General features: G+C 71.6%; 21 protein-coding genes and 1 pseudogene. 14 read left to right on the top strand and 8 right to left on the bottom strand.

From position 1 onward, the window contains the following. Nucleotides 1-4 precede the first annotated feature (4 nt). Nucleotides 5-751 carry a pyruvate formate-lyase-activating protein gene (pflA, locus tag ACZ470_RS33695; RefSeq protein ID WP_468433469.1) on the bottom strand — a complete coding sequence of 249 codons (747 nt, stop codon included), beginning with the start codon at nucleotides 749-751 and terminating at the stop codon, nucleotides 5-7. Beyond that, the gene (gene pflB / locus ACZ470_RS33690) at nucleotides 748-3,006 is read right to left on the bottom strand and encodes a formate C-acetyltransferase (RefSeq protein WP_468433467.1); all 2,259 of its coding nucleotides are present in this window, start codon (nucleotides 3,004-3,006) and stop codon (nucleotides 748-750) included. Before pflB ends, pflA begins: the two co-directional genes overlap by 4 nt. A gap of 464 nt (nucleotides 3,007-3,470) precedes the next feature. Here pflB and ppdK point away from each other — a divergent pair, with 464 nt between their 5' ends. The 4 genes from ppdK to adhE all read left to right on the top strand — a co-directional run bounded on the left by ppdK (nucleotide 3,471) and on the right by adhE (nucleotide 10,243). Further along, nucleotides 3,471-6,167 carry a pyruvate, phosphate dikinase gene (gene ppdK, locus ACZ470_RS33685; RefSeq protein WP_468433465.1) on the top strand — a complete coding sequence of 899 codons (2,697 nt, stop codon included), beginning with the start codon at nucleotides 3,471-3,473 and terminating at the stop codon, nucleotides 6,165-6,167. Nucleotides 6,168-6,298: 131 nt separating this feature from the next. Continuing rightward, complete coding sequence (locus ACZ470_RS33680; protein ID WP_468433463.1) at nucleotides 6,299-6,682, top strand: hypothetical protein; 384 nt, start codon at nucleotides 6,299-6,301, stop codon at nucleotides 6,680-6,682. Nucleotides 6,683-6,767: 85 nt separating this feature from the next. After that, the gene (locus ACZ470_RS33675; protein WP_468433461.1) at nucleotides 6,768-7,415 is read left to right on the top strand and encodes a CBS domain-containing protein; all 648 of its coding nucleotides are present in this window, start codon (nucleotides 6,768-6,770) and stop codon (nucleotides 7,413-7,415) included. Nucleotides 7,416-7,600: 185 nt separating this feature from the next. Next, nucleotides 7,601-10,243, top strand: coding sequence for a bifunctional acetaldehyde-CoA/alcohol dehydrogenase (gene adhE / locus ACZ470_RS33670; RefSeq protein WP_468433459.1), 2,643 nt, complete (start codon nucleotides 7,601-7,603; stop codon nucleotides 10,241-10,243). Nucleotides 10,244-10,526: 283 nt separating this feature from the next. Here adhE and ACZ470_RS33665 read toward each other — a convergent pair whose 3' ends face one another. Next, the gene (locus tag ACZ470_RS33665) at nucleotides 10,527-11,447 is read right to left on the bottom strand and encodes a universal stress protein (protein ID WP_468433457.1); all 921 of its coding nucleotides are present in this window, start codon (nucleotides 11,445-11,447) and stop codon (nucleotides 10,527-10,529) included. A 578-nt stretch (nucleotides 11,448-12,025) separates the two neighbouring features. Here ACZ470_RS33665 and ACZ470_RS33660 point away from each other — a divergent pair. Continuing rightward, nucleotides 12,026-12,961, top strand: coding sequence for an RNA polymerase sigma-70 factor (locus ACZ470_RS33660; RefSeq protein WP_468433455.1), 936 nt, complete (start codon nucleotides 12,026-12,028; stop codon nucleotides 12,959-12,961). An 84-nt stretch (nucleotides 12,962-13,045) separates the two neighbouring features. After that, complete coding sequence (locus ACZ470_RS33655; RefSeq protein ID WP_468433453.1) at nucleotides 13,046-13,741, top strand: NAD(P)-dependent oxidoreductase; 696 nt, start codon at nucleotides 13,046-13,048, stop codon at nucleotides 13,739-13,741. A gap of 92 nt (nucleotides 13,742-13,833) precedes the next feature. On the opposite strand, the gene ACZ470_RS33650 is transcribed toward ACZ470_RS33655, so the two are convergent. Continuing rightward, a complete protein-coding gene (locus ACZ470_RS33650) occupies nucleotides 13,834-14,232 on the bottom strand; it encodes an N-acetylmuramoyl-L-alanine amidase (protein WP_468433451.1) in 399 nt (132 codons plus the stop codon). Between ACZ470_RS33650 and ACZ470_RS33645 the strand changes: the two are divergent. Beyond that, nucleotides 14,233-14,688: pseudogene (locus ACZ470_RS33645) on the top strand (GNAT family N-acetyltransferase); the annotation flags it as partial. It lies immediately after the preceding gene. A gap of 161 nt (nucleotides 14,689-14,849) precedes the next feature. Here the strand turns inward: ACZ470_RS33645 and ACZ470_RS33640 are convergent. The 4 genes from ACZ470_RS33640 to ACZ470_RS33625 form a co-directional block, all read right to left on the bottom strand. Beyond that, complete coding sequence (locus tag ACZ470_RS33640; protein WP_468433449.1) at nucleotides 14,850-15,146, bottom strand: antibiotic biosynthesis monooxygenase family protein; 297 nt, start codon at nucleotides 15,144-15,146, stop codon at nucleotides 14,850-14,852. Between the two features lie 20 nt (nucleotides 15,147-15,166). Then, the gene (locus ACZ470_RS33635; RefSeq protein WP_468433447.1) at nucleotides 15,167-15,622 is read right to left on the bottom strand and encodes a cupin domain-containing protein; all 456 of its coding nucleotides are present in this window, start codon (nucleotides 15,620-15,622) and stop codon (nucleotides 15,167-15,169) included. Nucleotides 15,623-15,643: 21 nt separating this feature from the next. After that, complete coding sequence (locus ACZ470_RS33630; RefSeq protein ID WP_468433445.1) at nucleotides 15,644-17,008, bottom strand: NAD-dependent succinate-semialdehyde dehydrogenase; 1,365 nt, start codon at nucleotides 17,006-17,008, stop codon at nucleotides 15,644-15,646. A 139-nt stretch (nucleotides 17,009-17,147) separates the two neighbouring features. Further along, nucleotides 17,148-18,443 carry a CitMHS family transporter gene (locus ACZ470_RS33625; RefSeq protein ID WP_468433443.1) on the bottom strand — a complete coding sequence of 432 codons (1,296 nt, stop codon included), beginning with the start codon at nucleotides 18,441-18,443 and terminating at the stop codon, nucleotides 17,148-17,150. A 364-nt stretch (nucleotides 18,444-18,807) separates the two neighbouring features. Between ACZ470_RS33625 and ACZ470_RS33620 the strand changes: the two genes are divergently transcribed. The 7 genes from ACZ470_RS33620 to rraA all read left to right on the top strand — a co-directional run bounded on the left by ACZ470_RS33620 (nucleotide 18,808) and on the right by rraA (nucleotide 24,939). Then, nucleotides 18,808-19,521, top strand: a complete 714-nt coding sequence (locus ACZ470_RS33620; RefSeq protein ID WP_468433441.1) for a FadR/GntR family transcriptional regulator — start codon at nucleotides 18,808-18,810, stop codon at nucleotides 19,519-19,521. A 238-nt stretch (nucleotides 19,522-19,759) separates the two neighbouring features. Then, entirely contained in the window at nucleotides 19,760-20,452 is a 693-nt protein-coding gene (locus ACZ470_RS33615; RefSeq protein ID WP_468433439.1) for an aspartate/glutamate racemase family protein, read from the top strand. Beyond that, nucleotides 20,449-21,285, top strand: coding sequence for a sugar phosphate isomerase/epimerase family protein (locus tag ACZ470_RS33610; RefSeq protein WP_468433437.1), 837 nt, complete (start codon nucleotides 20,449-20,451; stop codon nucleotides 21,283-21,285). The genes ACZ470_RS33615 and ACZ470_RS33610 overlap by 4 nt, the downstream gene beginning before the upstream one ends. Nucleotides 21,286-21,322: 37 nt before the next feature. Further along, nucleotides 21,323-22,405: an isocitrate/isopropylmalate dehydrogenase family protein gene (locus ACZ470_RS33605; RefSeq protein WP_468433435.1), complete on the top strand. Its 1,083-nt coding sequence runs from the start codon at nucleotides 21,323-21,325 to the stop codon at nucleotides 22,403-22,405. Between the two features lie 86 nt (nucleotides 22,406-22,491). Next, nucleotides 22,492-23,754 (top strand): 3-oxo-tetronate kinase, encoded by a 1,263-nt coding sequence (gene otnK, locus ACZ470_RS33600; protein WP_468433433.1) that lies wholly within the window; start codon nucleotides 22,492-22,494, stop codon nucleotides 23,752-23,754. After that, complete coding sequence (otnC, locus tag ACZ470_RS33595; RefSeq protein ID WP_468433431.1) at nucleotides 23,751-24,395, top strand: 3-oxo-tetronate 4-phosphate decarboxylase; 645 nt, start codon at nucleotides 23,751-23,753, stop codon at nucleotides 24,393-24,395. Before otnK ends, otnC begins: the two co-directional genes overlap by 4 nt. Before the next feature lie 49 nt (nucleotides 24,396-24,444). Next, complete coding sequence (gene rraA / locus ACZ470_RS33590) at nucleotides 24,445-24,939, top strand: ribonuclease E activity regulator RraA (RefSeq protein WP_468433429.1); 495 nt, start codon at nucleotides 24,445-24,447, stop codon at nucleotides 24,937-24,939. The last annotated feature ends 110 nt before the right edge of the window (nucleotides 24,940-25,049 follow it).

The raw sequence follows: 25,049 nt of genomic DNA, 5'->3' as shown, positions 1-25,049 counted from the left end.
CGCCTCAGTGGGCCACGAGGCCGCGTCCACGGAACCGAGCCCGCACCCGGTCCACGAGTGCCGTGTCGGGGACCGGGGTGTCCCGGAGGGGGAACGGGATACCCAGCGCGTCGTACTTGGCGGCACCGAGCTTGTGGAACGGCAGGATGTCGACCCGCTCGACGCAGCCCAGGCCGGAGAGGAATCCGGCGAGTCCCTCGACGGCGTCCTCGTCGTCGGTCCAGCCGGGCACCAGGACGTACCTGATCCACACGCGCTTGCCCAGCCGGTCGAGGCGGGTGGCGAAATTGAGGGTGGGAGCGAGGTCGCCGCCGGTCAGCTTCCGGTAGGTGCGGACGTCGAAGGACTTGATGTCCAGCAGAACCAGGTCGGTGTCGGCGAGGAGTTCGTCCGTGGCGCGGGCGGCGAGGAAGCCGGAGGTGTCGAGCGCGGTGTGCAGTCCGAGCTCCTTGCAGCGGCGAAGAACCGCGGCCGTGAACGCCGGCTGGAGGAGGGCCTCGCCGCCGGTGAGGGTGACTCCCCCGCCGGCCGTGGTGACGAACGCACGGTACTTCTCGATCTCGGCCATCACCTCGTCGACGGTGGCCGGCTTGCCGTCCCGCATGTGCCAGGTGTCGGGGTTGGCGCAGTACAGGCAGCGCAGTGGACAGCCGCTGAGGAACAGCACGAACCGGGTCCCGGGACCGTCCACTCCCGTGGACAGGTCCCAGGAGTGGATCCGGCCCGTCACCGGTTCGACCGTGGTGTTCACAGCGATCCGTGGAAGGTGCGGCTGATCACGTCGAGCTGCTGCTCGCGGGTGAGGCGGACGAAGTTGACGGCGTATCCGGAGACCCGGACCGTCAGCTCCGGGTACTTCTCCGGGTGCTCCATGGCGTCCTCCAGGGTCGCCCGGTCCAGGACGTTGACGTTCATGTGGAAGCCACCCGAGGACATGTAGGCGTCGAGGATGCCGGCCAGGTGACCGGCGCGTTCCCCGGGGACGTGCCCGAGGCCCTCCGGGGTGATCGTGGTGGTCAGGGAGATGCCGTCCCGGGCCGCCTCGTACGGGAGCTTGGCCACCGAGAGGGCAGAGGCGGCGACCCCGTGCCGGTCACGGCCGTTCATCGGGTTGGCGCCGGGGGCGAAGGGCTGTCCGGCGCGGCGGCCGTCGGGGGTGTTGCCGGTGTGCTTGCCGTACACCACGTTCGAGGTGATGGTCAGCACGGACTGGGTGTGCTCGGCGTCGCGGTAGGTGGGGTGCTTGCGCACCTTCGCCATGAACGACTCCACCAGGTCGACGGCGAGCGCGTCGGCGCGGTCGTCGTTGTTGCCGTAGGCCGGGAAGTCGCCTTCGGTCGTGAAGTCCACGGCCAGTCCGGTGGCGTCGCGGAACACCCTGACCCGTGCGTGCTTGACCGCGGACAGGCTGTCCACGGCGACGGACAGGCCGGCGATGCCGCACGCCATGAACCGGTGCACCGGATAGTCGTGCAGGGCCATCTCGATGCGCTCGTACGCGTACTTGTCGTGCATGCAGTGGATGACGTTGAGCGCGTCCACGTACGTCCGGGCGAGCCAGTCCAGGACTCGGTCGTACGCGGCCGACAGCTCCTCGTGGTCCAGGTATTCCCCGGTCAGCGGCGGCATTTCGGGGGCGACCTGTTCGCCGGTCATCTCGTCGCGGCCGCCGTTGACCGCGTACAGCAGTGCCTTGGCCAGGTTGACGCGGGCGCCGAAGAACTGCATCTGCTTGCCGACCGCCATCGCCGAGACGCAGCAGGCGATCGCGGTGTCGTCGCCGGTGCGCGGGCGCATCAGCTCGTCGGACTCGTACTGGATGGCGCTGGTGTCGATGGAGACCTGTGCGCAGAACCGCTTGAAGCCGCCGGGCAGCCGGGGCGACCACAGCACGGTCAGGTTGGGCTCGGGGGCCGGGCCGAGGTTGTAGAGGGTTTGCAGGAAGCGGAAGGAGGTGCGGGTGACCAGCGGGCGGCCGTCCGCGCCGATGCCGCCGATGGACTCCGTGACCCAGGTGGGATCGCCGGAGAACAGGGCGTCGTACTCGGGAGTGCGCAGGAACCGTACGATCCGCAGCTTGATCACGAAGTCGTCGATCAGTTCCTGGGCGCGCGTCTCGTCGAGGAGCCCTTCGTCCAGGTCCCGCTGGAGGTAGACGTCCAGGAAGGTGGACGTGCGGCCCAGCGACATCGCGGCGCCGTTCTGCTCCTTCACGGCGGCCAGGAAGCCCAGGTAGAGCCACTGCACCGCCTCGTGCGCGGTCGCGGCGGGACGCGAGACGTCGCAGCCGTACGAGGCGGCCATCTCGGTCAGTTCGCCCAGCGCCCGGATCTGCTCGGCGAGTTCCTCGCGGTCACGGATGACGTCCGCGGTGGAGGGCCGCGCGTCCAGCAGGGCCCGCTCGTCCCGCTTGGCCTCGATCAGCCGGTCCGTGCCGTACAGCGCGACCCGCCGGTAGTCACCGATGATCCGGCCCCGGCCGTAGGCGTCCGGCAGGCCGGTGATGATCCCGACCTTGCGGGCGGCGCGCATCTCGGGCGTGTAGGCGTCGAAGACGCCGTCGTTGTGGGTCTTGCGGTAGGTCCCGAAGACACGCGTGACGAAGGGGTCCGGCTTGTAGCCGTACGCCTTGAGCCCGTTCTCCACCATCCGCAGTCCGCCGTTCGGCATGATGGCCCGCCGCAGCGGGGCCTCGGTCTGCAGGCCGACGATCAGCTCACGGTCGCGGTCGATGTAGCCCGGCCGGTGCGAGGTGATGGTCGACGGGGTGCCCGGGTCGACGTCGAGGACGCCCCGGCGACGTTCCTCGGGGAACAGGGCGGCGACCTTGCCCCAGACCGCGAGCGTGCGCTCGGTCGGACCGGTCAGGAACGCGGAACCGCCCTCGTACGGCGTGTAGTTGGCCTGGATGAAGTCGCGCACGTCGATGCGCTCACGCCATCCGCTGCCGGCGAACTGCCGCCAGGCGTCGGCGGTCCGGGGGCCGGCTGTCACCGTCGCGGTCATCTCGGGTCCTCTCGTCGGACGGCCTTGTCACTGTCGATGCTCGTCGTGCGGGCCCGCGGCGAGGAGTGCCGGACAGGGCACCGGGCGGGTCCCCTCCGCCCCTGGCCGGCCGGGACCTTCGGTCCCCTGTCTCGAAACGCGCCGACGCCGGTCGTCCCGCCCCGGCGGACCGGCGGCCGGCCGATGTGCCGCGCCGCCTCAGTCGTGCGGGACGACGGCGACGGGGCATCCGACGTGGTGGAGGACGCGCGGGTGACCGAACCCCTGTGGGCACCGACCTCTCGGCCGAGCCGGTGGTCCACGGGCCGTGCAGCCCCGGCAAAGCTCCCGAAGGTCCTTCCGGGACGGACGGGTGTGAACCGGGGCCGACCGGCCCCCTGGGCAGGACGGCCGGCACCTCGCGTCGAGCACGCGCCCGTCCGACGCTGGAACCATCACGCCCCCATAGCTGAGGAGCGCGGCTCATGGTCCGTTACGTGTACGACTTCACCGAGGGCGGCCGTGACATGGCCGGCCTCCTCGGCGGCAAGGGCTCGAATCTGGCCGAGATGACCCGGCTCGGACTCCCCGTGCCGCCGGGCTTCACCCTCACGACCGGGGCGTGCCGCGCCTTCCTGGTCACGGGCAGCGAGCCCGCCGGCCTGTGGGAGGAGGTCTCCGCGCACCTGGTGGCCCTGGAGGCGTCCGCCGGCCGGGTGCTGGGGCAGCCGGACGACCCGCTGCTGCTGTCCGTCCGCTCCGGCGCGAAGTTCTCCATGCCCGGCATGATGGAGACGATCCTCGACATCGGTCTGAACGACGACTCCGTGCTCGGGCTGGCCAAGGTCTCCGGCAGTGAACGCTTCGCCTGGGACTCCTACCGCCGCCTCGTCCAGATGTTCGGCAGCACGGTCATGGGTGTCGACTCCTCCTCCTTCGAACGGTCCCTCGTCCTGATGAAGGAGTCGCGCGGTGTGCGGGACGACGTGCACCTGACGGCGTCCGACCTGGCCGAGCTGGTCGAGACGTACAAGAGCCTGATCCGCCTGGAGACCGGGGAGCACTTCCCGCAGTCCCCCGGCGAGCAGCTGCGCCGGGCGGTCCTGGCCGTGTTCGAGTCCTGGAACGGCGAACGCGCCCGTCTGTACCGGCGGCGCGAGCACATCGCCGACGACCTGGGCACCGCCGTCAACGTCCAGCGCATGGTCTTCGGCAACCTCGGGGCCGACTCCGGCAGCGGCGTCGCCTTCACCCGCGATCCGGCCACCGGACGCCCCGGCCTGTACGGCGACTACCTGCCCGACGCGCAGGGCGAGGACGTCGTCGCCGGCATCCGCAACACCGTGCCCCTGAGCGAGCTGGAGCGCCTGGACCCGGGGTCGTACGCCCGGCTGCGGGCGCACATGGAGACGCTGGAGCGGCACTACCGGGACCTGTGCGACATCGAGTTCACGATCGAGCGCGGCACCCTGTGGATGCTCCAGACGCGGGTCGGCAAGCGCACCGCCGAGGCCGCGTTCGTCCTCGCCGCCGAACTGGCCGACGAGGGGCTCATCACCCCGGACGAGGCGCTGGCCCGGGTGAGCGGCGAGGGCCTGGCCCGGCTGATGTTCCCTCGCTTCGACACCTCGGGACACGGCGATCCGCTCGCCCACGGCCTTCCGGCGTCCCCGGGCGCCGCGGTGGGGGCGGCCGTCTTCCACTCGGCTGAGGCGGTACGGCGTGCCGCTGCCGGCGAGAAGGTCGTCCTGGTCCGGCAGGAGACCACCCCCGACGACCTGCCCGGCATGATCGCCGCCCAGGCGGTCCTCACCAGCCGGGGCGGCAAGACCAGCCACGCCGCCGTCGTGGCCCGCGGCATGGGCAAGGTCTGCGTGTGCGGCGCCGAGGAACTCACCGTGGACACCGATGCCCGCCGCTTCACCACCGCGGACGGCACCGTCGTCGAGGAGGGCACCGTCGTCTCGGTGGACGGCTCCGCGGGAGCGGTGTACGCGGGAGCGGTACCGCTGGTGGACTCGGCGGTCATCCGGTACCTGGAGGACGGCCCGGGCGACGAAGGCGCGCGGGGCATGGTCGGCGCGGTGGCGCGGGCGCTGTCCCGCGCGGACACCGTCCGGCGCCTGGAGGTGCGGGCCAACGCCGACACCCCCGAGGACGCCGCCCGTGCCCGCCGGTTCGGAGCACAGGGCATCGGCCTGTGCCGCACGGAGCACATGTTCCTCGGCGAGCGCCGCAAGCTGGTGGAGCAGATGATCCTGGCCGGCACGGACGCCGAGCGCGAGCGGGCCCTGGCGGCTCTCCTGCCCCTTCAGCGGCAGGACTTCGCCGGCATCCTGGAGGCGATGGACGGCCTGCCGGTCACCATCCGCCTCCTTGACCCGCCGCTGCACGAGTTCCTGCCCGACCACACCGACCTGGCGGTGCGGATCGCCGCCGCCGAGGCCCGTGGCGAGCAGGCGGACCCGCACGACGTCGAACTGCTCAGTGCCGTGAACCGCATGCACGAGGAGAACCCGATGCTCGGGCTGCGCGGTGTGCGGCTGGGGCTGGTCGTCCCCGGCCTGGTCGCCATGCAGGTCCGGGCGATCGGTGAGGCCGTCGCCGAGCGTCTCCTGGCCGACGGCGCCCCCGAGGCGGAGATCATGGTCCCGCTCGTCGGTGACGTGCGGGAGCTGCGCCTCGTACGCGAGGAGGTGCGAGAGGTGCTGGCCGACGTCTCGCAGGCGACGGGCGTCACCGTCGACTGCCCCGTCGGCACGATGATCGAGCTGCCCAGGGCGGCGCTGACGGCCGGCCGGATCGCCGAGGAGGCCGAGTTCTTCTCCTTCGGCACCAACGACCTGACCCAGACCACGTGGGGCTTCTCCCGCGACGACGTCGAGTCGGAATTCTTCTCCGCCTACCTCGACAAAGGTGTCTTCCCCACCTCGCCGTTCGAGACGCTCGACCGCGACGGGGTCGGCCGGCTGGTGGGCATCGCCGTCGCCGAGGGCCGCGCCACCCGCCCGGACCTCAAGATCGGCGTGTGCGGCGAGCACGGCGGCGACCCCGACTCGGTGCACTTCTTCCACGCCGCCGGACTGGACTACGTCTCCTGCTCGCCGTTCCGGGTGCCGGTGGCGCGACTGGAGGCGGGCCGGGCGGCGCTGGAGGGGGCCGAGGGGAGCGACAGCAGGTGAGGCCCGGGGCTCCTCGGCCCTGAGGTCAGGGGCCGAGGAGCCCCTGAGACCGGGGCCGACCGCCTCTGGGGCGCGGACGGGACACGCAGCAGTCTTGAGGTGTCGCAGAACGATCACAGGGAGTGGAACACATGACCGCCAAGGACATCGGTACCCGTGGAACCACTGCCACCGTGCGGGTGCGTGCCGACGGCGAGGTGGACGAGGAGTCCCTCGCCTATCTCCGCGAGAAGGTAGGCACCGCCCTGGCCCGGCCCGGACTGCCGCCCGTGAGCGGCGAGGTGCGCGTCCTGCGAGCCTCGGCCCACCACGTCGAACTGCCCTGGTCCGCCGGCGCCGACATCCGGATCGGAAGTCACCTCGTGACCGTCCGCGCCCGCGAGGCGAGCGCACGCGAACTCGCAGACCGGCTCCACGACCGGCTGCGCGCCGGTACCGAACGCGTCGCCCACCGAGGCGACGCCACCCGCCGGGCGGCCACGCCACCCCCGTGGCGCGGCGGTCCGCAGAAGTAGGCGCCCCGCGGCGTCTGCCCGACCTGGCGGGGAGCCGGCCTCCGGCTTTGGCCCTCCCCGTCGCGCTCGTGAAGGAGAATCCGCCGTGACCGCTCACACCGTCGGTGAAGTGATGACCAGGGACGTCGTGCAGGCCCGCCGGACGACACCGTTCAAGGAGGTCGTGCGCCTGCTCGACCACCACCGGATCAGCGGCCTGCCGGTGGTCGACGCCGACGACAAGGTCCTCGGCGTCCTGTCCGGCAGCGATCTGGTACGCGCTCAGGCGTACCGGGACGGCACCGCTCCGCCTCCGGCCGTGACGGCGGGTGACGTGATGTCGAGTCCCGCGATCACCGTGCACCCCGAGCAGACCGTGCCGGAAGCGGCCCGGCTCATGGAACGCCGCGGCATCGAACGGCTGCCCGTGGTCGACGAGGAGGACCGGCTCATCGGCATCGCCACCCGCCGGGACCTGCTCCGGGTGTTCCTGCGCGCGGACGACGACATCCGCCGCCAGGTGACCGGGGAGATCGTCGTCGGCGCACTGGAACTGCCGTCCGACGCCGTCCTCGTCTCCGTACGCGACGGTGTCGTCACCCTCGCCGGCCGTGTCGAACGACGCAGTCAGGTGGCGGAGCTCCAGCACGCCGCCTGGCGCCTCGAAGGCGTGGTGGGCGTGGTGAACCGGCTCGACTTCCGCACCGACGACTGTGCGGCGTCCACCCGGCTCGTCCGGACCGGGAATCCGTGAGCGGAGCGGCGAGCGGTCCCGCGGCTCGGCCGGCCGGGGCCCGACGGTCCCTGCCGGGCCGGGCCGGCCGGACGCGGGAGGGGTCCTTCGGCGCCCTCTGCGGCAGGCGGTCCCGGAGGACAGTGAAGGCAGAGAGCGGCGCCGCCGTACACCACGGCGGCCCCTGACAACGGAGGCGGACCACCATGACCCGACAGAACGTGCGGACCGAAGACCGCGTCGAGGCCGACGCCCCCTCCGACACCGCGGTCGCCGTGGACCGTCTGGTCACGGCCGGCCTCAAGGCACTCGCCGACTACGAGGGTCTCACCCAGGAGCAGGTCGACCACATCGTGAAGAAGGCGTCGGTCGCCGCCCTGGACCAGCACACCGCGCTGGCCCTCCTGGCGGTCGAGGAGACCGGACGGGGGGTGTTCGAGGACAAGGCGGCCAAGAACATGTTCGCCTGCGAGCACGTCACGCACAGCATGGGCCGCATGAAGACCGTCGGGGTCGTCGCCCGCGACGACATCGAGGACATGGTCGAGATCGCCGAACCGGTGGGCGTCGTGTGCGCGATCACACCGGTCACCAACCCGACCTCCACGACGATCTTCAAGGCGCTGATGGCGCTGAAGACCCGAAACCCGGTCGTGTTCGCCTTCCACCCCTCCGCCCAGCGCTGCAGCGCCGAAGCCGCCCGCGTCGTGCGTGACGCCGCCGTCGCCGCGGGCGCGCCGGAGCACTGCGTGCAGTGGATCGAGCAACCGTCGGTCGGGGCCACCGACACGCTGATGCGGCACCCGGGCGTGTCGCTGATCCTCGCCACCGGCGGCAACGCCATGGTCAAGGCCGCCTACTCGGCCGGCAAACCCGCCCTCGGCGTGGGCGCCGGCAACGTCCCCGCGTACGTGCACAAGAGCGCGCAGCTGCGCCGGGCCGTCAACGACCTGGTGCTGTCGAAGTCGTTCGACAACGGCATGATCTGCGCCTCCGAGCAGGCCGTCATCCTGGACGCCGACATCTACGACGCGGCGCTCGCCGAGTTCCGCGCCCTCCACGCCCACCTGGCGACCGCCGAGGAGAAGGCGAAGCTGGAGTCCTTCCTGTTCCCCGCCACCGGAGGATCGGGCGCCGGCTGCGAACCCAAGGTCAACGCCGCCGCCGTCGGACAGAGCCCCGCCTGGATCGCCGAGCGGGCCGGATTCTCCGTGCCGGCCGACACCTCGCTCATCCTCGTCGAGACCGGACGCGTCGGCCCGGACGAGCCGCTGACCCGGGAGAAGCTCTGCCCCGTGCTGGCCGTGCTCCGGGCCGAGGACGAACAGCGGGGCTTCGGCCTGGCCGCCGACATGGTCGCCTTCCACGGCCAGGGCCACAGCGCCGTCATCCACACCGAGGACCGCGCCCTGGCCGAGGCGTACGGCACCCGCATGAAGACCGTACGCGTCATCGTCAACGCCCCGTCGTCCCAAGGGGCGATCGGCGGCATCTACAACAACCTGCTGCCGTCACTGACGCTGGGCTGCGGCTCGTGGGGGAGCACATCGGTGTCCAACAACGTCTCCGCCGCCCAACTGCTCAACGTCAAGCGCGTATCCAAGCGGCGCAACAACCTGCAGTGGTTCAAGGTGCCACCGAAGATCTACTTCGAGCCCCAGGCCATCCGCTACCTCACGTCGATGCCGGACGTGCACCGCGTCACCATCGTGACGGACACGACCATGACCCGCCTCGGCTTCGTCGACCGTGTCTCGCGTGTCCTCCAGCGGCGGCGGGAGCCGGTCACCCTCCAGGTCATCGACAACGTACAACCCGAGCCGAGCATCGACTCCGTGCAGCGCGGTGCCGATCTGATGCGGGAATTCCGTCCCGACACGATCATCGCGCTGGGCGGCGGTTCCCCCATGGACGCGGCCAAGGTGATGTGGCTGCTGTACGAGCAGCCCGGCATCGACTTCGCCGACATGCGGCAGAAGTTCTCCGACATCCGCAAGCGCGCCTTCCGCTTCCCGGCCCTGGGCGCACTGGCCCGCCTGGTGTGCGTGCCCACCACGTCAGGAACCGGCGCCGAGGTCACCCCCTTCGCCGTCATCTCCGACCCCGCCACCGGCAAGAAGTACCCGCTGGCCGACTACGCGCTCACCCCCAGCGTGGCCATCGTCGACCCGCTCCTCACCACCGCCCTGCCCCCGGCACTGGCCGCCGACAGCGGCTTCGACGCCCTCACCCACGCCGTCGAGGCGTACGTGTCCGTCTACGCCAACGACTTCACCGACGGCCTCGCCCTGCACGCGATCCGGCTGATCTTCGGCAACATCGAGGCGGCGGTGAACGACCGCGACGGCTCGGCGGGGGCCCGGGAGAAGATGCACAACGCCGGCACCATCGCGGGCATGGCCTTCGGCAACGCCTTCCTCGGCATCGTCCACGCCATGTCGCACACCCTCGGCGCCACCTTCCACCTCGCGCATGGCCGCACCAACGCCGTCCTGCTCCCGCACGTCATCCGCTACAACGGCACCGTGCCCACGAAGCTCACGGGCTGGCCCAAGTACGAGAACTACCGGGCCCCCGAACGCTTCCAGGACATCGCCCGCACTCTGGGCCTCCCCGCCGCCACCCCTCAGGAGGGCGTGGAGTCCCTCGCCGCCGCCGTCGAACGGCTGCGCGGCGCCGTGGGCATCGAGCCCTCGTTCCAGGCCCTCGGCGTCGACGAGCGGACCTTCCTCGACGCCCTGCCCCAGCAGGCCCTCAACGCCTACGAGGACCAGTGCGCACCCGCCAACCCGCGGATGCCGATGCTGGACGACATGCAGGAACTCATGCGGGCCGCCTACCACGGCTGAACAGGGGCCGGCCGTCGCCCCGGCCCCCCACCTGACGGTGGCGAGAGGTGCAGGATCCTACGGGTCGGGGAACGTGCGGACGACGGGCAGCAAGATGGTCCTCAGTCCTCACCTCGGGGCCGGACGTTCTCTGCCCGTCTCAAGCGTCCCTCCGCGCGGGCTGTACGGCCTGGACGCCTTGCGCGGGGGCGCGCCGCGAGTTGGCGCGCAGACCCGGCGTGAACAGCCAGTCCGCCCACACCGCCCCGGCCAGAACGTCCGTTGTCCTGTGCGCTTCTTCCGGTCAGTCGTGCGCGATCACCGCCACCTGAGCGGCGGCATGGTGCAGCAGTGCCTGGGTCACCGGCCCGATGTGCGCGCCGACCGCCGCCCGACGGATCCGCCGGCCCACGACCACGAGAGCGGCGTCGCGGGAGGCGTCGATCAGGTGGCGACCGGCACCACCGACCGTGGCCTGCGTGCTGACCTCCACGGCGGGGTACCTCTCCTGCCACGGTCGCAGAACGTCGGACAGTTCGCGTCGCACCTGCGTGGCCGTGCGGTCGTTCAGGTCGGGCATGAGTTCGCCGCCGTAGTAGTAGGGCGGCAGCGCCCAACCGTGGACGATCCGCAGGCGTGCGGCGCGCCGCGAAGCCGCGTCGAACGCGAAGTCGATCACCGCGTCATCGGGCTTGTGCAGGTCGAGACCGAGAACGACGTCGCGGTGGTCGGTGGCGGCGGAGAGCCCGCGTGCCGAGGGCTCCGGCTGGGCCTCCTCCTCGCCGTGTCCTGCCGCCCGGACGAGGACGACGGGCCGCCGGCACGAGGCCAGAACGGAGAGGGAGACGGAACCGAGCAGGAATCCCGCCGTCCTGCTCAGTCCGCGGGATCCCAGCACCAGCAGCTCGGCGGCTTCGGCGGCCTTCAGCAGGGCCGGGACGGGCAGCCCGGAGACCTCTTCCCTGTCGATCCGCAGCCCTCGGCGGCGTTCGGCGACGCGGGTCCGCGTCTCGTCCAGCAGGCGTTGTGCCCATGCGTGCTGGAGGTCACTCGGCGGCACCGGTACGCCGGGTCCGGTCGTCGCCGCGTAGGCGGGGGGTTGCCACTCCCATGCGGTCACGAGCCGCAGGGGCAGGTCCCTGAGCTGTGCCTCGCGCGCGGCCCAGTCCGCGGCAGCCACACTCGTGGTCGAGCCGTCCAGTCCGACGGTGATGGTGCGGGTCATGGTGAGCCTCCTTCAGGCCGCTTCAAGTGTTCGTTCCGCGGGGCGGTGGCAGCAGGGGCCGCTGGTCCTCGCCCGGGATCCGACGGTCCCGGCATCCGGCTCACCGGTTCGAGGAGCACGGTCTCCTGGCCTGCGGGCGGGCCGGGTCAGGGCCGTGCGGCCCGGGTCCCGGCCCAGTCGGGCCCTGGCCGGGTGATCGCCCTGCCGGTTCGTCAACGCCACCATCGGCCATGCGCAGGAACGCCGTGCCGAGCGCAGCCTGGAAGCGCTGCGCCGCATGCTCGTCCTCGTCGCCCGGGTGCGCCGCGACGGCCTGGTGCTGACCGTTCCGCCCGCGCCCTCGTACCGGGTGACATCGTCCTGCTGGAAGCCGGCGACCGCGTACAGGCGATGAAGCGAGGTCGCCGGTTCGACACCCCGACTGCGGCTACCGCCTGCTGATCGCAGGGCGGTGACGGCTCCGATGTCACAGATCGACCGGTCGTCCTGTCCCAGGAGGTGAAGGCGGACGACGAGGGCAGGAAGGTGAGGGGCATGCGCGTGTTCGTGTGGCACGAGGGCTTCGAGGAGGAGCCGGCGTGACCGGGCAGACGGCGAAGGCCGAGGAGTTCGAGGAGCTGCGGCCCCTGCTGTTCTCGATCGCCTACCGGATCCTGGGCAGCGTGGCCGAGGCCGAGGACGCCCTCCAGGAGAGCTGGCTGCGCTACGAGGCGTCCACGACCTCGCCCGCGTCGGTGAAGTCGTTCCTGTCCGCCGTGGTCACCCGCGTCTCCATCAACGTGCTCAACTCGGCCCGTGTCCGGCGCGAGGAGTATGTCGGGCCCTGGTTCCCCGAGCCGCTGCTGTCCGATCCGTATCAGGATCCGGAGCGCTCGGCGGAGCTCGCCGACTCGGTGTCGATGGCCGCGCTGCTCCTGCTCGAACGGCTCACCCCGCTCGAACGGGCGGTGTTCGTGCTGCGCGAGGTGTTCGCGTTCGACTACCCGGAGATCGCCACGGCCGTCGGCCGGTCGCAGGCGGCATGCCGCCAGCTGGTGGTGCGGGCCCGCCGTCACATGCACGAGGGCCGGCCCCGCTTCGAGGCGGACCGGCGCGAGCGCGAGGAGCTCGCCGCACGGTTCTTCGATGCCGTCCGGGAAGGCGAGGTGGACGGGCTGCGGGAGCTGCTCGCCGCCGACGTGCGGCTGGTCGCCGACAGCGGCGGCAAGGCGCCCCAGTGGGCCGAGGGCTTCTTCGGCGAGGATCAGGTGGCCCGCGTGCTCGCCGCACTCCTCCCGCCCTTCCTCCGGACCGGCGGCGTCGTGGAGCCGCACGAGGTGAACGGCCGGCCAGGCGCGATCTTCCGCGACCGCCACGGCAACGTCGTCAACACCTGGAGCCTCGACATCCTGACCGGACGGATCCAGACCATCCGCGCGGTCAGCAACCCCGACAAGCTCGGGCACGTCGGTCCCGTGGCGGACGCCTGGACGGTCCTGCGCGACACGCGGCAGGCCCGGCGGGCCACCGGCTGAGACCGCCTGCGACGACGCCGCGGCCCGACCCGCCGAACCCACTCACCGGCAGACATGTCACCGGACACGTAAGGAAGAGTCGCCATGCTCGTCACGATCTTCGGGGCCAACGGCCCCACCGGCCGCCTGCTCACCGACCAGGCACTCACCGCCGGACACCACGTCACGGCCGTCACCCGCAAGCCGGACGGCTTCCCCCTGCGCCACGACCGGCTCCAGGTGGCCGGCGCCGATGTGCTTGATCCGGCGGCCGTCGACGCCGCGGTGGCGGGGCGGGACGCTGTCCTGTCCACGCTCGGCGTACCCGCCGGGAAGGAGCCCGTCCGCACCTACTCGGAAGGAGCGTCCCACATCATCGCCGCCATGCGACGGCACAAGGTGCGCCGGCTCGCCGTGGTCAGCTCCAGCGGAGTCGACCCGCACCCCTACTCCGACGGCGGAGTCCTGTTCAACCGCGTGGTCCTGCCGTACGTCACCCGCGTGCTGGGCAGGACCCTGTACGACGACATGCGACGGATGGAAGCCTTGGTCAAGGCCACCGACCTCGACTGGACGATCGTCCGCCCGAGCGGGCTCTACCACCTGCCATGCCCCACCGACTACACCGTCGTCGAAGGCCACGCCGACGGCAGGTTCACCGCCCGCGCAGACCTCGCCGCGAGCATGCTGGCCCTGCTCGCCGACGACCGCCACGTCCGCACCACCATCAGCGTCGTCACCACCGTCGACAACCCCACGTTCCTCCAGTGGGTACGCCAGGAAGCACTCGCCAAGAACTGACACCGGATCAGCGGCGACGGCGGGCCGAAGTCGGCCGGTGGTGCGCGGCCCGAGGGGTGGCGCCGAGGGCACGCCGCCCCTCGCTGCCGGCTTCATCTGCGGGTTCTCACCTTACGCACCAGTTCGAGGTAGTGATCCCAGTCCCAGTTGGCTCCGGGGTCGGTGTGGGTGGTGCTGGACAGCTCGTGGTGACCCAGGATGTGGGCACGGTCCAGCGGAATCGCATAGCGCCGGCACACGGCCTCGACAAGCGCTGCGGACGAGGCGTACATGTCGTCCGTGAACCAGTCGGTGGCATTGACCCAGCCCTCGTGTGTGATGCCGATGCTTCGGTTGTCGTGGTCAGTGTCACCGGCGTGAAGAGCGATGTCCTTCTCCCGGACGCACTGGCCGATGTGACCGTCCACCGAGCGGATCACGTAGTGGGCGGAGGCTTTCCTGCCGGGGTCCTGGAAGACGGCGACCGCGTCGTCGAAGTGCTCCTGCGTCACAGCCTTGCGGGCCGTCAGATGATCTGGTCCGGCGGCCGTCTCCCTGACCGACACGGCACCGAGCCCGGCAGCGGCTTGGTCGTACTGGGCAAGGACGACGTGCCCGAGATGCTCGATCTCGTCTCGCGAACCGAGCCCGGGCCCTTCTGGTCACGCACCCACGAACTCGGCACCTACCTGGGTGCCAGGGTCGACGGAGCCCTCGTGGCGATGGCCGGGGAGCGCCTACGGCCTCCAGGGTGGACGGAGATCAGCACCGTCTGCACCGCTCCCGAGGCACGGGGGCAAGGCCACGCCGCCCGCTTGGTGCGCGCGCTCGCCGCACGCATCCTGGCGCGCGGCGACCGTCCCCTCCTGCATGTGGCCGACACGAACACCGGCGCCATCGCGCTGTACGAGCGCCTCGGCTTCACGACACGCAAGAAGGTGACCTTCCGAGGCTTCCGAACCCCCTGACGACCCGGCTCAGCGGTTCCGTGGACCTGGTCTGCCGACGCTCGACCATTCGACTCCGGGGGCAGTCCGTCCCTCGGCTGTGCCGCACGACGCGTGCGGCCGTCCGACTCCTTCGCGAGGGCCGGAGCCGGCCAGGACTCTTACGGTCCCGGCCGTCGGCGTCATGGCGCGAGGACGGAGTGTACGTGTTCGACCTGCGGCGGAGCTGCGAAGTACGGTCCCGCCAGGGCCCGCCATTGGGCGAAGCCCTCGGAGGCGCGGAAGGTGACGGTGTGGTGCTCGACCGTCTCCCAGCGGACCATCAGCCGGTAACGGGAGGGATGTTCGACGCTGCGGTGCAGGTCGACTCCGTCGCAGCCGTCGGCGGCGAGGAAGAGGGGCAGAGCCTGGGTGACGGCTTCCTCGAACTCCTGCTCCTGGCCCGGGTGGATCTCGATCCGAGCGATCTCGATGATCACGGTGGTGCTTCTTCCTGAGGTCAGTCGCGGTTCTGGGCGGCGGCCTTGGCGTGTTCGGCGTCGACCCGTGCGGTGACGCCGGTCTCGACGAGGGTGCGGGTGGCGTCGACGGAGGCGTAGATCCACAGGATGCGCATCGGCTCGGTGGCGGAGGCGTTGCGGAAGCGATGGGGGGTGTTGGCGGGGACGTAGGTGGTGTCGAATCGGGTGACGTGGTGTTCGGTGCCGTCGATCTCCACGATGGCGTCGCCTTCGAGGATGGTCACGCTCTCCGGGCAGTTGTGGGTGTGCAGGGCGATGCCCGCGCCGCCGTCGAAGAGGGTCTGGCCGGTGAGGAAGACCTCGGCGCCGGTCGCCTTGGTGACCAGGGGGATGGTGCGGGCGCCGCCCCCGCGGCTGAAGGCGGTCAGTTCGGCCGGGCGCAGCACGGCGGGCGGGAAGGAGGCGAAGCAGGGCTGGTCGGTGGGGTGGTTCACAGCGGTCTCCAGGTGGGCTGTTCAGGCGGCCGGGCCGATCCAGACGGTTTTGGTGTTGACGAACTCACGGATGCCCTCGGCGCCGAGCTCGCGGCCGTAGCCGGACTTCTTGATGCCTCCGAAGGGCAGGCGGGGGTCGGAGGCGACCATGCCGTTGACGAAGACGGCGCCGGCGTCCAGGACGCGGGCCAGGCGGCGGGCACGGTCGAGGTCGCTCGTCCACAGCGCGGCGCCGAGGCCGTACTCGGTCCGGTTGGCCAGGGTGATCGCCTCGTCGGCGTCGGCGACACGGGTGATGGCCGCGACGGGGCCGAAGGTCTCCTCGTCGAAGGCGGCCATGCCAGGGCGGACGTGGTCGAGGACGGTGGGCGGGTAGTAACAGCCCGGACCGTCGGGGACCTCACCGCCGAGGACGAGGACGGCGCCGACGGTGCGCCGGACTTGGTCGTGCAGGGTGTCGCGGAGGTTCGCGCGGGCCATCGGGCCGATGGCGGTGTCCGGGTCGGTCGGGTCGCCGACCTTCAGGGCCGCCGCCGCGGCGGTGAACGCCGCCACGAACTCGTCGGCCACGGCCTCCTCGACAATGAACCGCTTGGCGTTGACGCAGGACTGGCCGGCGTTGACGTAGCGGGCCTTGACGGCGGTGGCGGCAGCAGCCGGGATGTCGGCGTCGGCGAGGACGACGAACGGGTCGGAGCCGCCGAGTTCGAGGACCTGCTTCTTCAGGACGGCCGCGGCCTGGGCGGCGACGATCGCGCCGACCTCGGTGGAGCCGGTGAGGGTGACGGCCGCGACGCGCGGGTCCGCGATGAGCCCGGCGACCTGGTCGACCTCGATCAGCAGGGTGCGGCACAGGTCCTCGGGGGCGCCGGCCTTGCGGACGACCTCTTCGACGGCCAAGGCACACTGCGGCACGTTGTTCGCGTGCTTGAGCAGGGCGCCGTTGCCGGCGGCCAGGGCGGGGGCGGCGAAGCGGAAGAACTGCCAGAAGGGGTAGTTCCACGGCATGACGGCGAGGACCACGCCCAGGGGGTCGTAGACGACGGCGCTCTCGGCGGCGTCGGAGGCGACAGGCCGGTCCGCGAGCTGTGCCGGGGCGTGTTCGGCGTAGTACTCGCAGGTCATGGCGCACTTCTCGATCTCCGCGCACGCCTCGGTGATCGGCTTGCCCATCTCGGCGGTGATCAGCGCCGCGTAGGTGTCCCGGCCCTCGCGCAGGACGCGGGCCGTCTCCCGCAGCAGGGGCACCCGGTCGGTGATGTCACGCCGTCGCCAGGCGGCCTGGGCCGAGGCCGCCGCGTCGAGGATGCCGTCGACCTCCTGCGGTGACTGCGGAGAATAACGGGCCAGTTCATTGCCCGTGGCCGGGTCGGTGGAAACGATCATCAGCGGTCTCTCCGGTGTGCTCGACGGTGCGGCAGATCTTGGCGACGACACCGGCGGTGCCGAGGGGCGCCGCCGGTGTCGCGGGTACACAAACGGGCGCGGGTGGCGGAGTTGTCCAGAACGGGGATGTCCCGTCGGCTCAGGTGACGCTGATGGCTCCGGTGACGACGGCGAAGGCGATGTAGGCGAGGGAGACGAGGACGCCCCAGCGCAAGGCGTGCTTCTGGAAGTCGCCGAGTTCCGCCTTGACCAGCCCGAGAAGGACCCACAGGGGCGCGCTGGTGGGGCCCATCATGTGAAGGATCTGGCCGATGGCGCCGGCACGGGCGATCTCGTTGGCCGGGATGCCGTAGTGCGCGGCGGACTCCGCGAGGACGGGCACGACCCCGAACCAGTAGCCGTCGTTGGACATGAAGAAGCCGAGCGGCAGGGCGAGGACCGCGGTGAACAGCGGGATGACGTTGCCCCAGCCCTCCGGAACGATCGAGAGGGCGGCATCGGCCATGGCCTTGATCATGCCGGAGTCGGTCATGATGCCGGTGAAGACGCCGGCGGCCAGGACGAGGATCATCACGGGCACGGCGTTGGCGGCCTGGCGCTTGATGAGGTCCTGCTGGTCGCCGATGGAGCGGATGTTGACCAGCAGGGCTATGACGAAGGCGACCATGAAGAGCACCAGGAGGTCGGCGACCTCGGCGATGAGCAGGACCATCAGCAGCAGGGTGAGGGCGGCGTTGAACCACATCCGCCAGTCGGCCTTGACCGGCTCGAACGCCTCGCCGGAGGCGATCTCCAGCTTGTAGGCGGCGAGCTTCTCGGGGTCGAGCTTGTGGCGTTCGCGCAGGCCGAGCCAGTAGGCGACGGCGACGATGGCCAGGCTGGTGAGGGCCATGGGGCCGATCATGTGGACGAAGTACTCGGTGGCGCTCAGGTGCAGGACGCTGATGCCGCGGGTGGCCGCTCCGCCCCAGGGGGTGGTGCCGGAGATGGTGCCCAGTGCCATGGCCGCCAGTGTGGCGAGGATGAGGGGGTTGATGCCCAGGCGCCGGTAGATGGGCAGGAACGCCGAGCAGACGATCATGTAGCTGGTGGTGCCGTCGCCGTCGAGTGCGACCAGGAGGGCGAGGACGGCGGTGCCGACCACGATGCGGACCGGGTCGCCCTTGGATGCGCGGACGATGGCCTGGACGATCGGCTCGAAGAGCTTGCACTCCATCATCAGGCCGAAGTAGAGGACGGCGAACAGCAGGAGGGCGGCGGTCGGCGCGACCGTGTCCAGACCGTTCATGATCATGTCGCCGAGTTTGCTCCCCTTGCCCGCGATGACGGCGGCGACGATGGGGGTGAGCATGATGGCGGTGAACGCGGAGAGGTACTTCCGCATCACGAGCAGCATGAAGCTGCCCAGGGTGGCGAAGCCGAGGACGGCGAGCATCGTTGCTCCTTGGGGCAGGACTGAGGGCCGCCGGTCGGGCGGCGGCGCGGAACGGCGCGTGAGGTCAGCGCGTGTCGGTTCGGGTGGCGACCGGCAGCGCACACAGGGCCGTACTCGGCTCGTGCGTCGGGTCGGTCATGGTACGTGCGGCTCCTGTACGGCGGCTCGGCGGGCGCACGGTCGTGACGGGCGAAGGCCCGGTGGGGAGGTCAGGGGTGCGCCTGGCATGGCTGGGACATCCGGGGTGGCCGACATGGAAAAGGCGATTGACTCGCACCCGTCGACTTCCGGACAACCGGTTTACCGGATTGCCGGTAGGTAACTAGAATCCGGCCATCGCGTCAATACCGAAGTGAGGAATTCGATGGCCGAACTCGCCAGGATCACGGTCGAGCCGCGCGAGCCGCTGGCCGCAGAGGTCTCCCGCCGCCTGATCGACTACCTGATGTCCGGCGAGGTCCAGCCCGGCGACCGCATCCCCTCGGAACGGCAGCTGACCGAGATGCTCGGGGTGAACCGGCCCACCGTCCGCGAGGCGATCAAGTCGCTCGGCTTCCTCGGCCTGCTGGAGATCCGGCAGTCCAGCGGCACGTACTTCCGCGGCGCCGACTCCGACGTGCTCTACCGGCTCTTCGAGCTGGGGCTGGTACTCGGCGAGCGGGGCGCCCGGGACATGGTGCAGGCCCGCGCCGAGCTCGAGGTGATCGTCGCGGGACTGGCCGCGCAGGCCCGCGACGAGGCGGGCGTCGAACTGCTGCGGACCCGCCTGACGGCGATGCGGGAGTGCCCGGACGAGGAGTTCCCCGAGGCGGACACCGCCTTCCACGCCGCGCTGGGCGAACTGGCCGGCAACACCGTGCTGCGGGACATGCTCAAGGGCATGCGGGCGATGATCCAGCGCGGCTGGGTGGAGCGCACGGGGGCGGTCCGCTCCCGCGAGGTGGCCTACGACGACCACGTACCGATCTTCGAAGCGGTCGCGGACGGCGACGCGGAGGCCGCCCGAGCGGCGATGGCCCGGCACATGGACGGTGCCTCCCGGCGCCTGATGGAGGCGCTCGAACAGCGGGAGGGGTAGCGGCCACGGCGGCCTGCCGGACCACTTCCGGCAGGCCGCAGCCCACCCATCGGAACAACCGGTTGACCGGTTTACCGGTTGCGCCTACAGTGGCGGGCGGCACCGCGACACCACGCTGCCGTCCCCCATCTCGGGCCCGTGTCCTCCGCCGTCAGGAAGCATTTCCCGCGCCGGCCGAAGGCAGGCCCCCGGTCGGGACCCTTGCCGGTCCCCGCCTACCGGAAGAGGTAAGAACCCGGTGATCGAATCCCCTCCCCTGGTCGCCATGATCCACGCCGTGCCGACCGCCCACCGCATCGCCCAGGACGCGTTCGCCCAGGAGTTTCCGCAGGCCACGGTCTGGAACGTCCTGGACGACCGCCTGCTGGACGACGCCCGCGAGGCCGGTGAACTCACCGACGCACTGCGCAGGCGCATGCTCCGGCTGATCGCCCACGTCATGGACGGCGGCGCCCACGGCCTGCTTCTGACCTGCTCCTCCTACGGAGAGGTGGTGGACACCGCCCGCGTGCTGTGGGACGTGCCGGTGCTGAAGTCGGACGAGTCGATGTTCAAGACCGCCCTGGCCGGCCCGTACCGGCGGATCGCCGTCGTCGCCTCCACTCCGCCGGCCGTGCCGGCGGCCGTCGCCCAGCTCGAAGCGCTCGTCCCGGCCGTCCGCCCGGACCAGCCGGTCGACATCGTGACCGCCCTGAGCGAGAGGGCCGCCGGAGCCGGCCCCGAGGAGGCCGCCCGGCTCCTGGCCGACGCCCTCCGCACGGCCGGTGGCACCGACGCCGACGCGGTGCTCCTGGCGCAGTACTCGCTCACGCCGGCCCGCGACGCCCTGGCGGCCCTGCTGGGTGTGCCGGTGCTGGACGGCGCCGGTGCCGCCGCCCGTGAGCTGCGCGGCCTGCTCGCACCGGCCGGGACACCGGTGATCGCGTCATGAGCGCGGGACTGCCCTGGCCTGTGGCCTACACCGTCTCCGGAGACGACTGCGTCTCCCCCATGCCGCTCGGCCACACGGCGCCACTCGCCGAGGCCGTCCGTGACCTGGCCGAACTCGGCTACGACGGGGTGGAGGTACAGGTCCGCGAGGTCGGCGCCCAGGACGCCGAAACCCTGACGCGGACCGTCGAGGCCGCCGGTCTCAAGGTCCTTGGCATCGGCACCGGACCGGTCGCCGCACAGGACCGGCTGACCCTGACCGACCCGTCTCCCGATGTCCGCCGACACGCCCTGTCCCGGCTGCTGGGAGCCGCCCGCCTCGCCGGCGAGCTGGGCGTGCCGGTGTCCCTCGGACAGACCCGCGGCACCTTCCTGCCAGGTCTGGAGGACATGCAGCAGGCATGGGCCGAACGCGCCGTGGAGCGCCTGGCCGAGGAGGCCGCCACGTGCGGGAGCCGCCTGCTGCTGGAACCGCAGTCACGGGCCAACACCTCGCTGTGGCACACCCCGGCCGAGGCACTCGCCTTCCTCGACTCGCTCGACGCTCCGGCCGGACTGGTGCTGGACACCCACCACCTCGCCGCCGAGGTCGTCGACTCGGTACGGGCCGTCACCGACCACGCCCGTGTCACCGGCTGCCTCCAGCTCGCCGCCGCCTCGACCCGAGGCCCCCTGACCGTCGGTGACCCCCGGCTCCCCGCCCTGCTCACCGCGCTCCGCACCGGCGGCTTCACCGGCTGGCTGACCCTGGAGCACTCCCAGGACGGCGACAGCACCAAGGCCGCCGCCCGCTCCTGGACCGCGCTCGCCGACGCGGCGGCCGTCCCGTCCTGACCCCAACCCCCTGTTTTCATCGAGAGGAACCCGCACCATGAGCAGCAAGACCTACCGCCTCGGAGTCCTCGAGGGCGACGGCATCGGCCCCGAGATCGTCCCGTCCTCCGTCGAGATCGCCACCGCCGCCGCGCAGGCCGCCGGCGTCTCCGTCGACTGGGTGACCCTGCCGCTCGGCGCCTCCGCCATCGAGACCCACGGCACCCCCGTCCCCGAGGAGACCAAGGACGCCCTCGCCGGACTCGACGGCTGGTACCTCGGCCCGCACGACTCCGTGTCCTACCCCGAGCCGCACAAGTCCGCCCTCAACCCCTCGGGCACCCTGCGCAAGCACTTCCAGCTGTTCGCCAACATCCGCCCCGCCAAGTCCTTCCCCGGCGCGAAGGCCGTCTGCGACAACGCCGACCTGGTCATCGTCCGCGAGAACACCGAGGGCTTCTACGCCGACCGCAACACCTTCGCGGGCACCGGTGAGTTCATGCCCACCGCCGACACGGCGATCATGCTGGGCATCATCACCCGGGAGGCCACCGAGCGCGTCGCCCGCGTCGCCTTCGACCTGGCCCGCTCACGCCGCAAGAAGCTCACCATCGTCCACAAGGCCAACGTCCTGAAGCTCACCACGGGCCTGTTCCGCACCGTGTGCCAGGAAGTGGCGAAGGACTACCCGGACGTGGCGGTGGACGACTTCCACATCGACGCCATGACCGTCCACCTGGTGCGTCGCGCCCAGGACTTCGACGTCATCGTCACCGAGAACATGTTCGGCGACATCCTCTCCGACCTGGCCGGCGAGATCTCCGGCTCACTCGGCACCGCGCCCTCCATCAACTCCTCCGCCACCACGGCCATGGCCCAGGCGTCCCACGGCTCCGCCCCCGACATCGCCGGGGAGAACATCGCCAACCCGGTCGCCATGATCCTCTCCGGCGCCATGCTCTTCGAGTGGCTCGCCGCCAAGCACGGCGACGACAGGCTCGCCACCGTCGCGAAGATCATCGAGAAGGGCGTGGCGGACGCGATCGCCGCCGGCACCTCCACCCGCGACCTCGGAGGCTCCGCCTCCACCACCGAGTTCACCGCCGCCGTCATCAAGGCCATCGGCGCCGGCCAGAACTGACCCGTCCGCTCCGGGGCGGGTGACTCCGCCGCCCGCCCCGGTCCGGCTCCCGTACCACCCGCACGCCCGAGGAGAGACGCCCGACCATGACCCTGCGCATCGGCTGCACAGCCGACGACTTCACCGGCGGCACCGACGTCGCCGCGGCCTTCCGGCGTGCGGGCCTGCGCACCGCCCTGGTCTTCGGCACTCCGGACGACACCACCGTGCTCCCGGCGGACTGCGACGCCGCCGTGGTCGCCCTCAAGTCGCGTTCGACGCCCGTCGACGAGGCGGTCGCCGATTCCCTGACCGCCCAGCGCTGGCTGTGGTCCAAGGGAGCGGCCCAGGTCTATTTCAAGTACTGCTCCACCTTCGACTCCACCCCGCGGGGCAACATCGGCCCGGTCACCGACGCCCTCATGGACGCCGCCGGCGCCGACGTCGCCCTGCACTGCCCGGCCTCCCCGCCCAACGGCCGCACGGTCTACCAGGGCCACCTGTTCGTCCACGACCAGCTGCTGTCCGACTCACCGCTGCGCCACCACCCCCTCAACCCCATGACGGACTCCGCGCTGGTGCGCCTGCTGTCCGCGCAGACCCGCCACCAGGTGGCACTGATCGACTGGACCACCGTCCGCCGCGGGGTCGAAGCCGTCCGGGACGCCGTCGTGGCCCACCAGCAGGCCGGCGTCCGGCACCTCATCGCCGACGCCCTCACGGACGAGGACCTCGCCGTGCTGGGGGCCGCCGCCCTCGAACTGCCGGTCGTCGCCGGCGCCGCCGGACTGGCCGAGGGCATCGGACGGGCCTACCCCGCCGCCGGCCCGGCCACCACCGAACCCTGGCCCGTCGCAGGCCGAGCCGCCGTCCTGGCCGGCAGTTGCTCGGCCCGCACCCTGGAACAGATCGCCCAGTTCTACGCCGCAGGCCTCCCCTCCCTCCACCTCGACGTCCTCGCCGCCGCCACCGGCCGCGACGTCGCCGGCGACGCGCTGGCCTGGTACGACGCGCAGGACCCCGCCCTCCCCGTGCTGGTCTACGCCTCCGCCTCACCGGAGGAACTGGCCGCCGTACAGGCACAGTTGGGGGTCGCTGAAGCCGCCGCGCAGGTCGAGGAACTCCTCGGCACGCTCGCCTCCCACCTCGTCGGGCGCGGCGTACGACGCCTGCTCGTCGCGGGCGGGGAGACCTCCGGCGCCGTCACCACCTCCCTCGGAATCCGTGCCGTCCTCGTCGGCGAGGAAGCCGACCCCGGCGTCCCGTGGACGTACGCCACCACCGAGCACGGCGACCTCGCCCTCATGCTGAAGTCCGGCAACTTCGGCGCCCCCGACCTGTTCACCCGTGCTCTCACGGAGGCCAAGTGACGCCCTACGCCGACGAGTCGGCCGCCCGCGCGCTCATCGTCCGTACCGCCCGCTCCCTGTTCACGCGCGGCCTGACTCACGGTTCCACCGGCAACCTGTCCGTCCGCCTGGCCGACGGCAGCCTGCTGCTCACGCCCACCGGGTCCAGCCTCGGCACCGTCGAGGAAGCCGATCTCTCCCGCACCGACCTGCACGGCAAGCACCTGGAGGGTCCCCGTCCGACGAAGGAGGCCTTCCTGCACGCCGCCTTCTACCGGGCCCGGCCGGGCGCCCACGCGGTCGTGCACCTGCACTCCACCCACGCCGCCGCCGTCTCCTGCCTGGACGGCGTGGACCCCGCCAACGCGCTGCCCCCGCTCACCGCCTATTACGCCATGCGCGTCGGCACCCTTCCCCTGCTGCCCTACCACGCCCCCGGCGACAGCGGCCTGGAACCGCTCGCCGAGGAGACGGCCCGCGCCCATCACGCCGTCCTGCTCGCCAACCACGGACCCGTCGTCGCCGGCGCGTCCCTGGAACAGGCCGCCGACGCGATCGAGGAACTGGAGGAAACCGCCAAGGTGCACCTCCTCCTTCGGGGACTCCCCACCCGTCCCCTCACCCCCGAACAGGCTGCCGCGCTCGCACCCTCTTCCCCCTGACGGCCGGATGAGCCGCGAGCGCGGCAGTCACCCCAGCGAAGGAGTCCCCATGACAGTCATCACCCCCATTCCCACCGCCGACCTCGTCGACCGGTACGGCGCCGAACTGCGCGTCTGCGACCTGCAGTTCCGTCAGTTCGGCGCCCACCGGAGCTTCGCCGGCCCCGTCCGCACCGTCTCCTGCCACGAGGACAACGGCCTGCTGCGCGACCTGCTGCGCACCCCCGGCGACGGGGCCGTCCTCGTCGTCGCCGGCGGCGGCTCCCTGCGCACCGCCCTGGTCGGCGACCTCATCGCCGGCGCCGCCCAGGACAACGGCTGGGCCGGCCTCGTCCTGCACGGCGCCGTCCGCGACAGCGTCGCCCTCGCCGGTCTGCGCCTCGGCATCAAGGCCCTCGGCACCATCCCGCGCAAGAGCGCCAAGGACGCCTCCGGAACCGTCGACGTACCCGTCACCTTCGGCGGCGTCACCTTCCGCCCCGGCGACATCCTGCACGCCGACGACGACGGCATCGCCCTCCTTCCCGAAGGCACGGTGAGCTGACCGGTGGTTCTGAAGACCTTCGGCTGGTCGTTCGCGGTCACCGCGCTCGGCCTGGTCGCAGCGGTCCTCTTCGGGGGGTGGACCGCCTTCGGCATCGTGGCGATCCTCTC

The sequence above is a fragment of the Streptomyces sp. NPDC031111 genome (assembly GCF_055570675.1).
The sequence above is the reverse complement of the archived record's forward strand: the minus strand, read 5'-3'. Positions and strand labels throughout refer to the sequence as shown.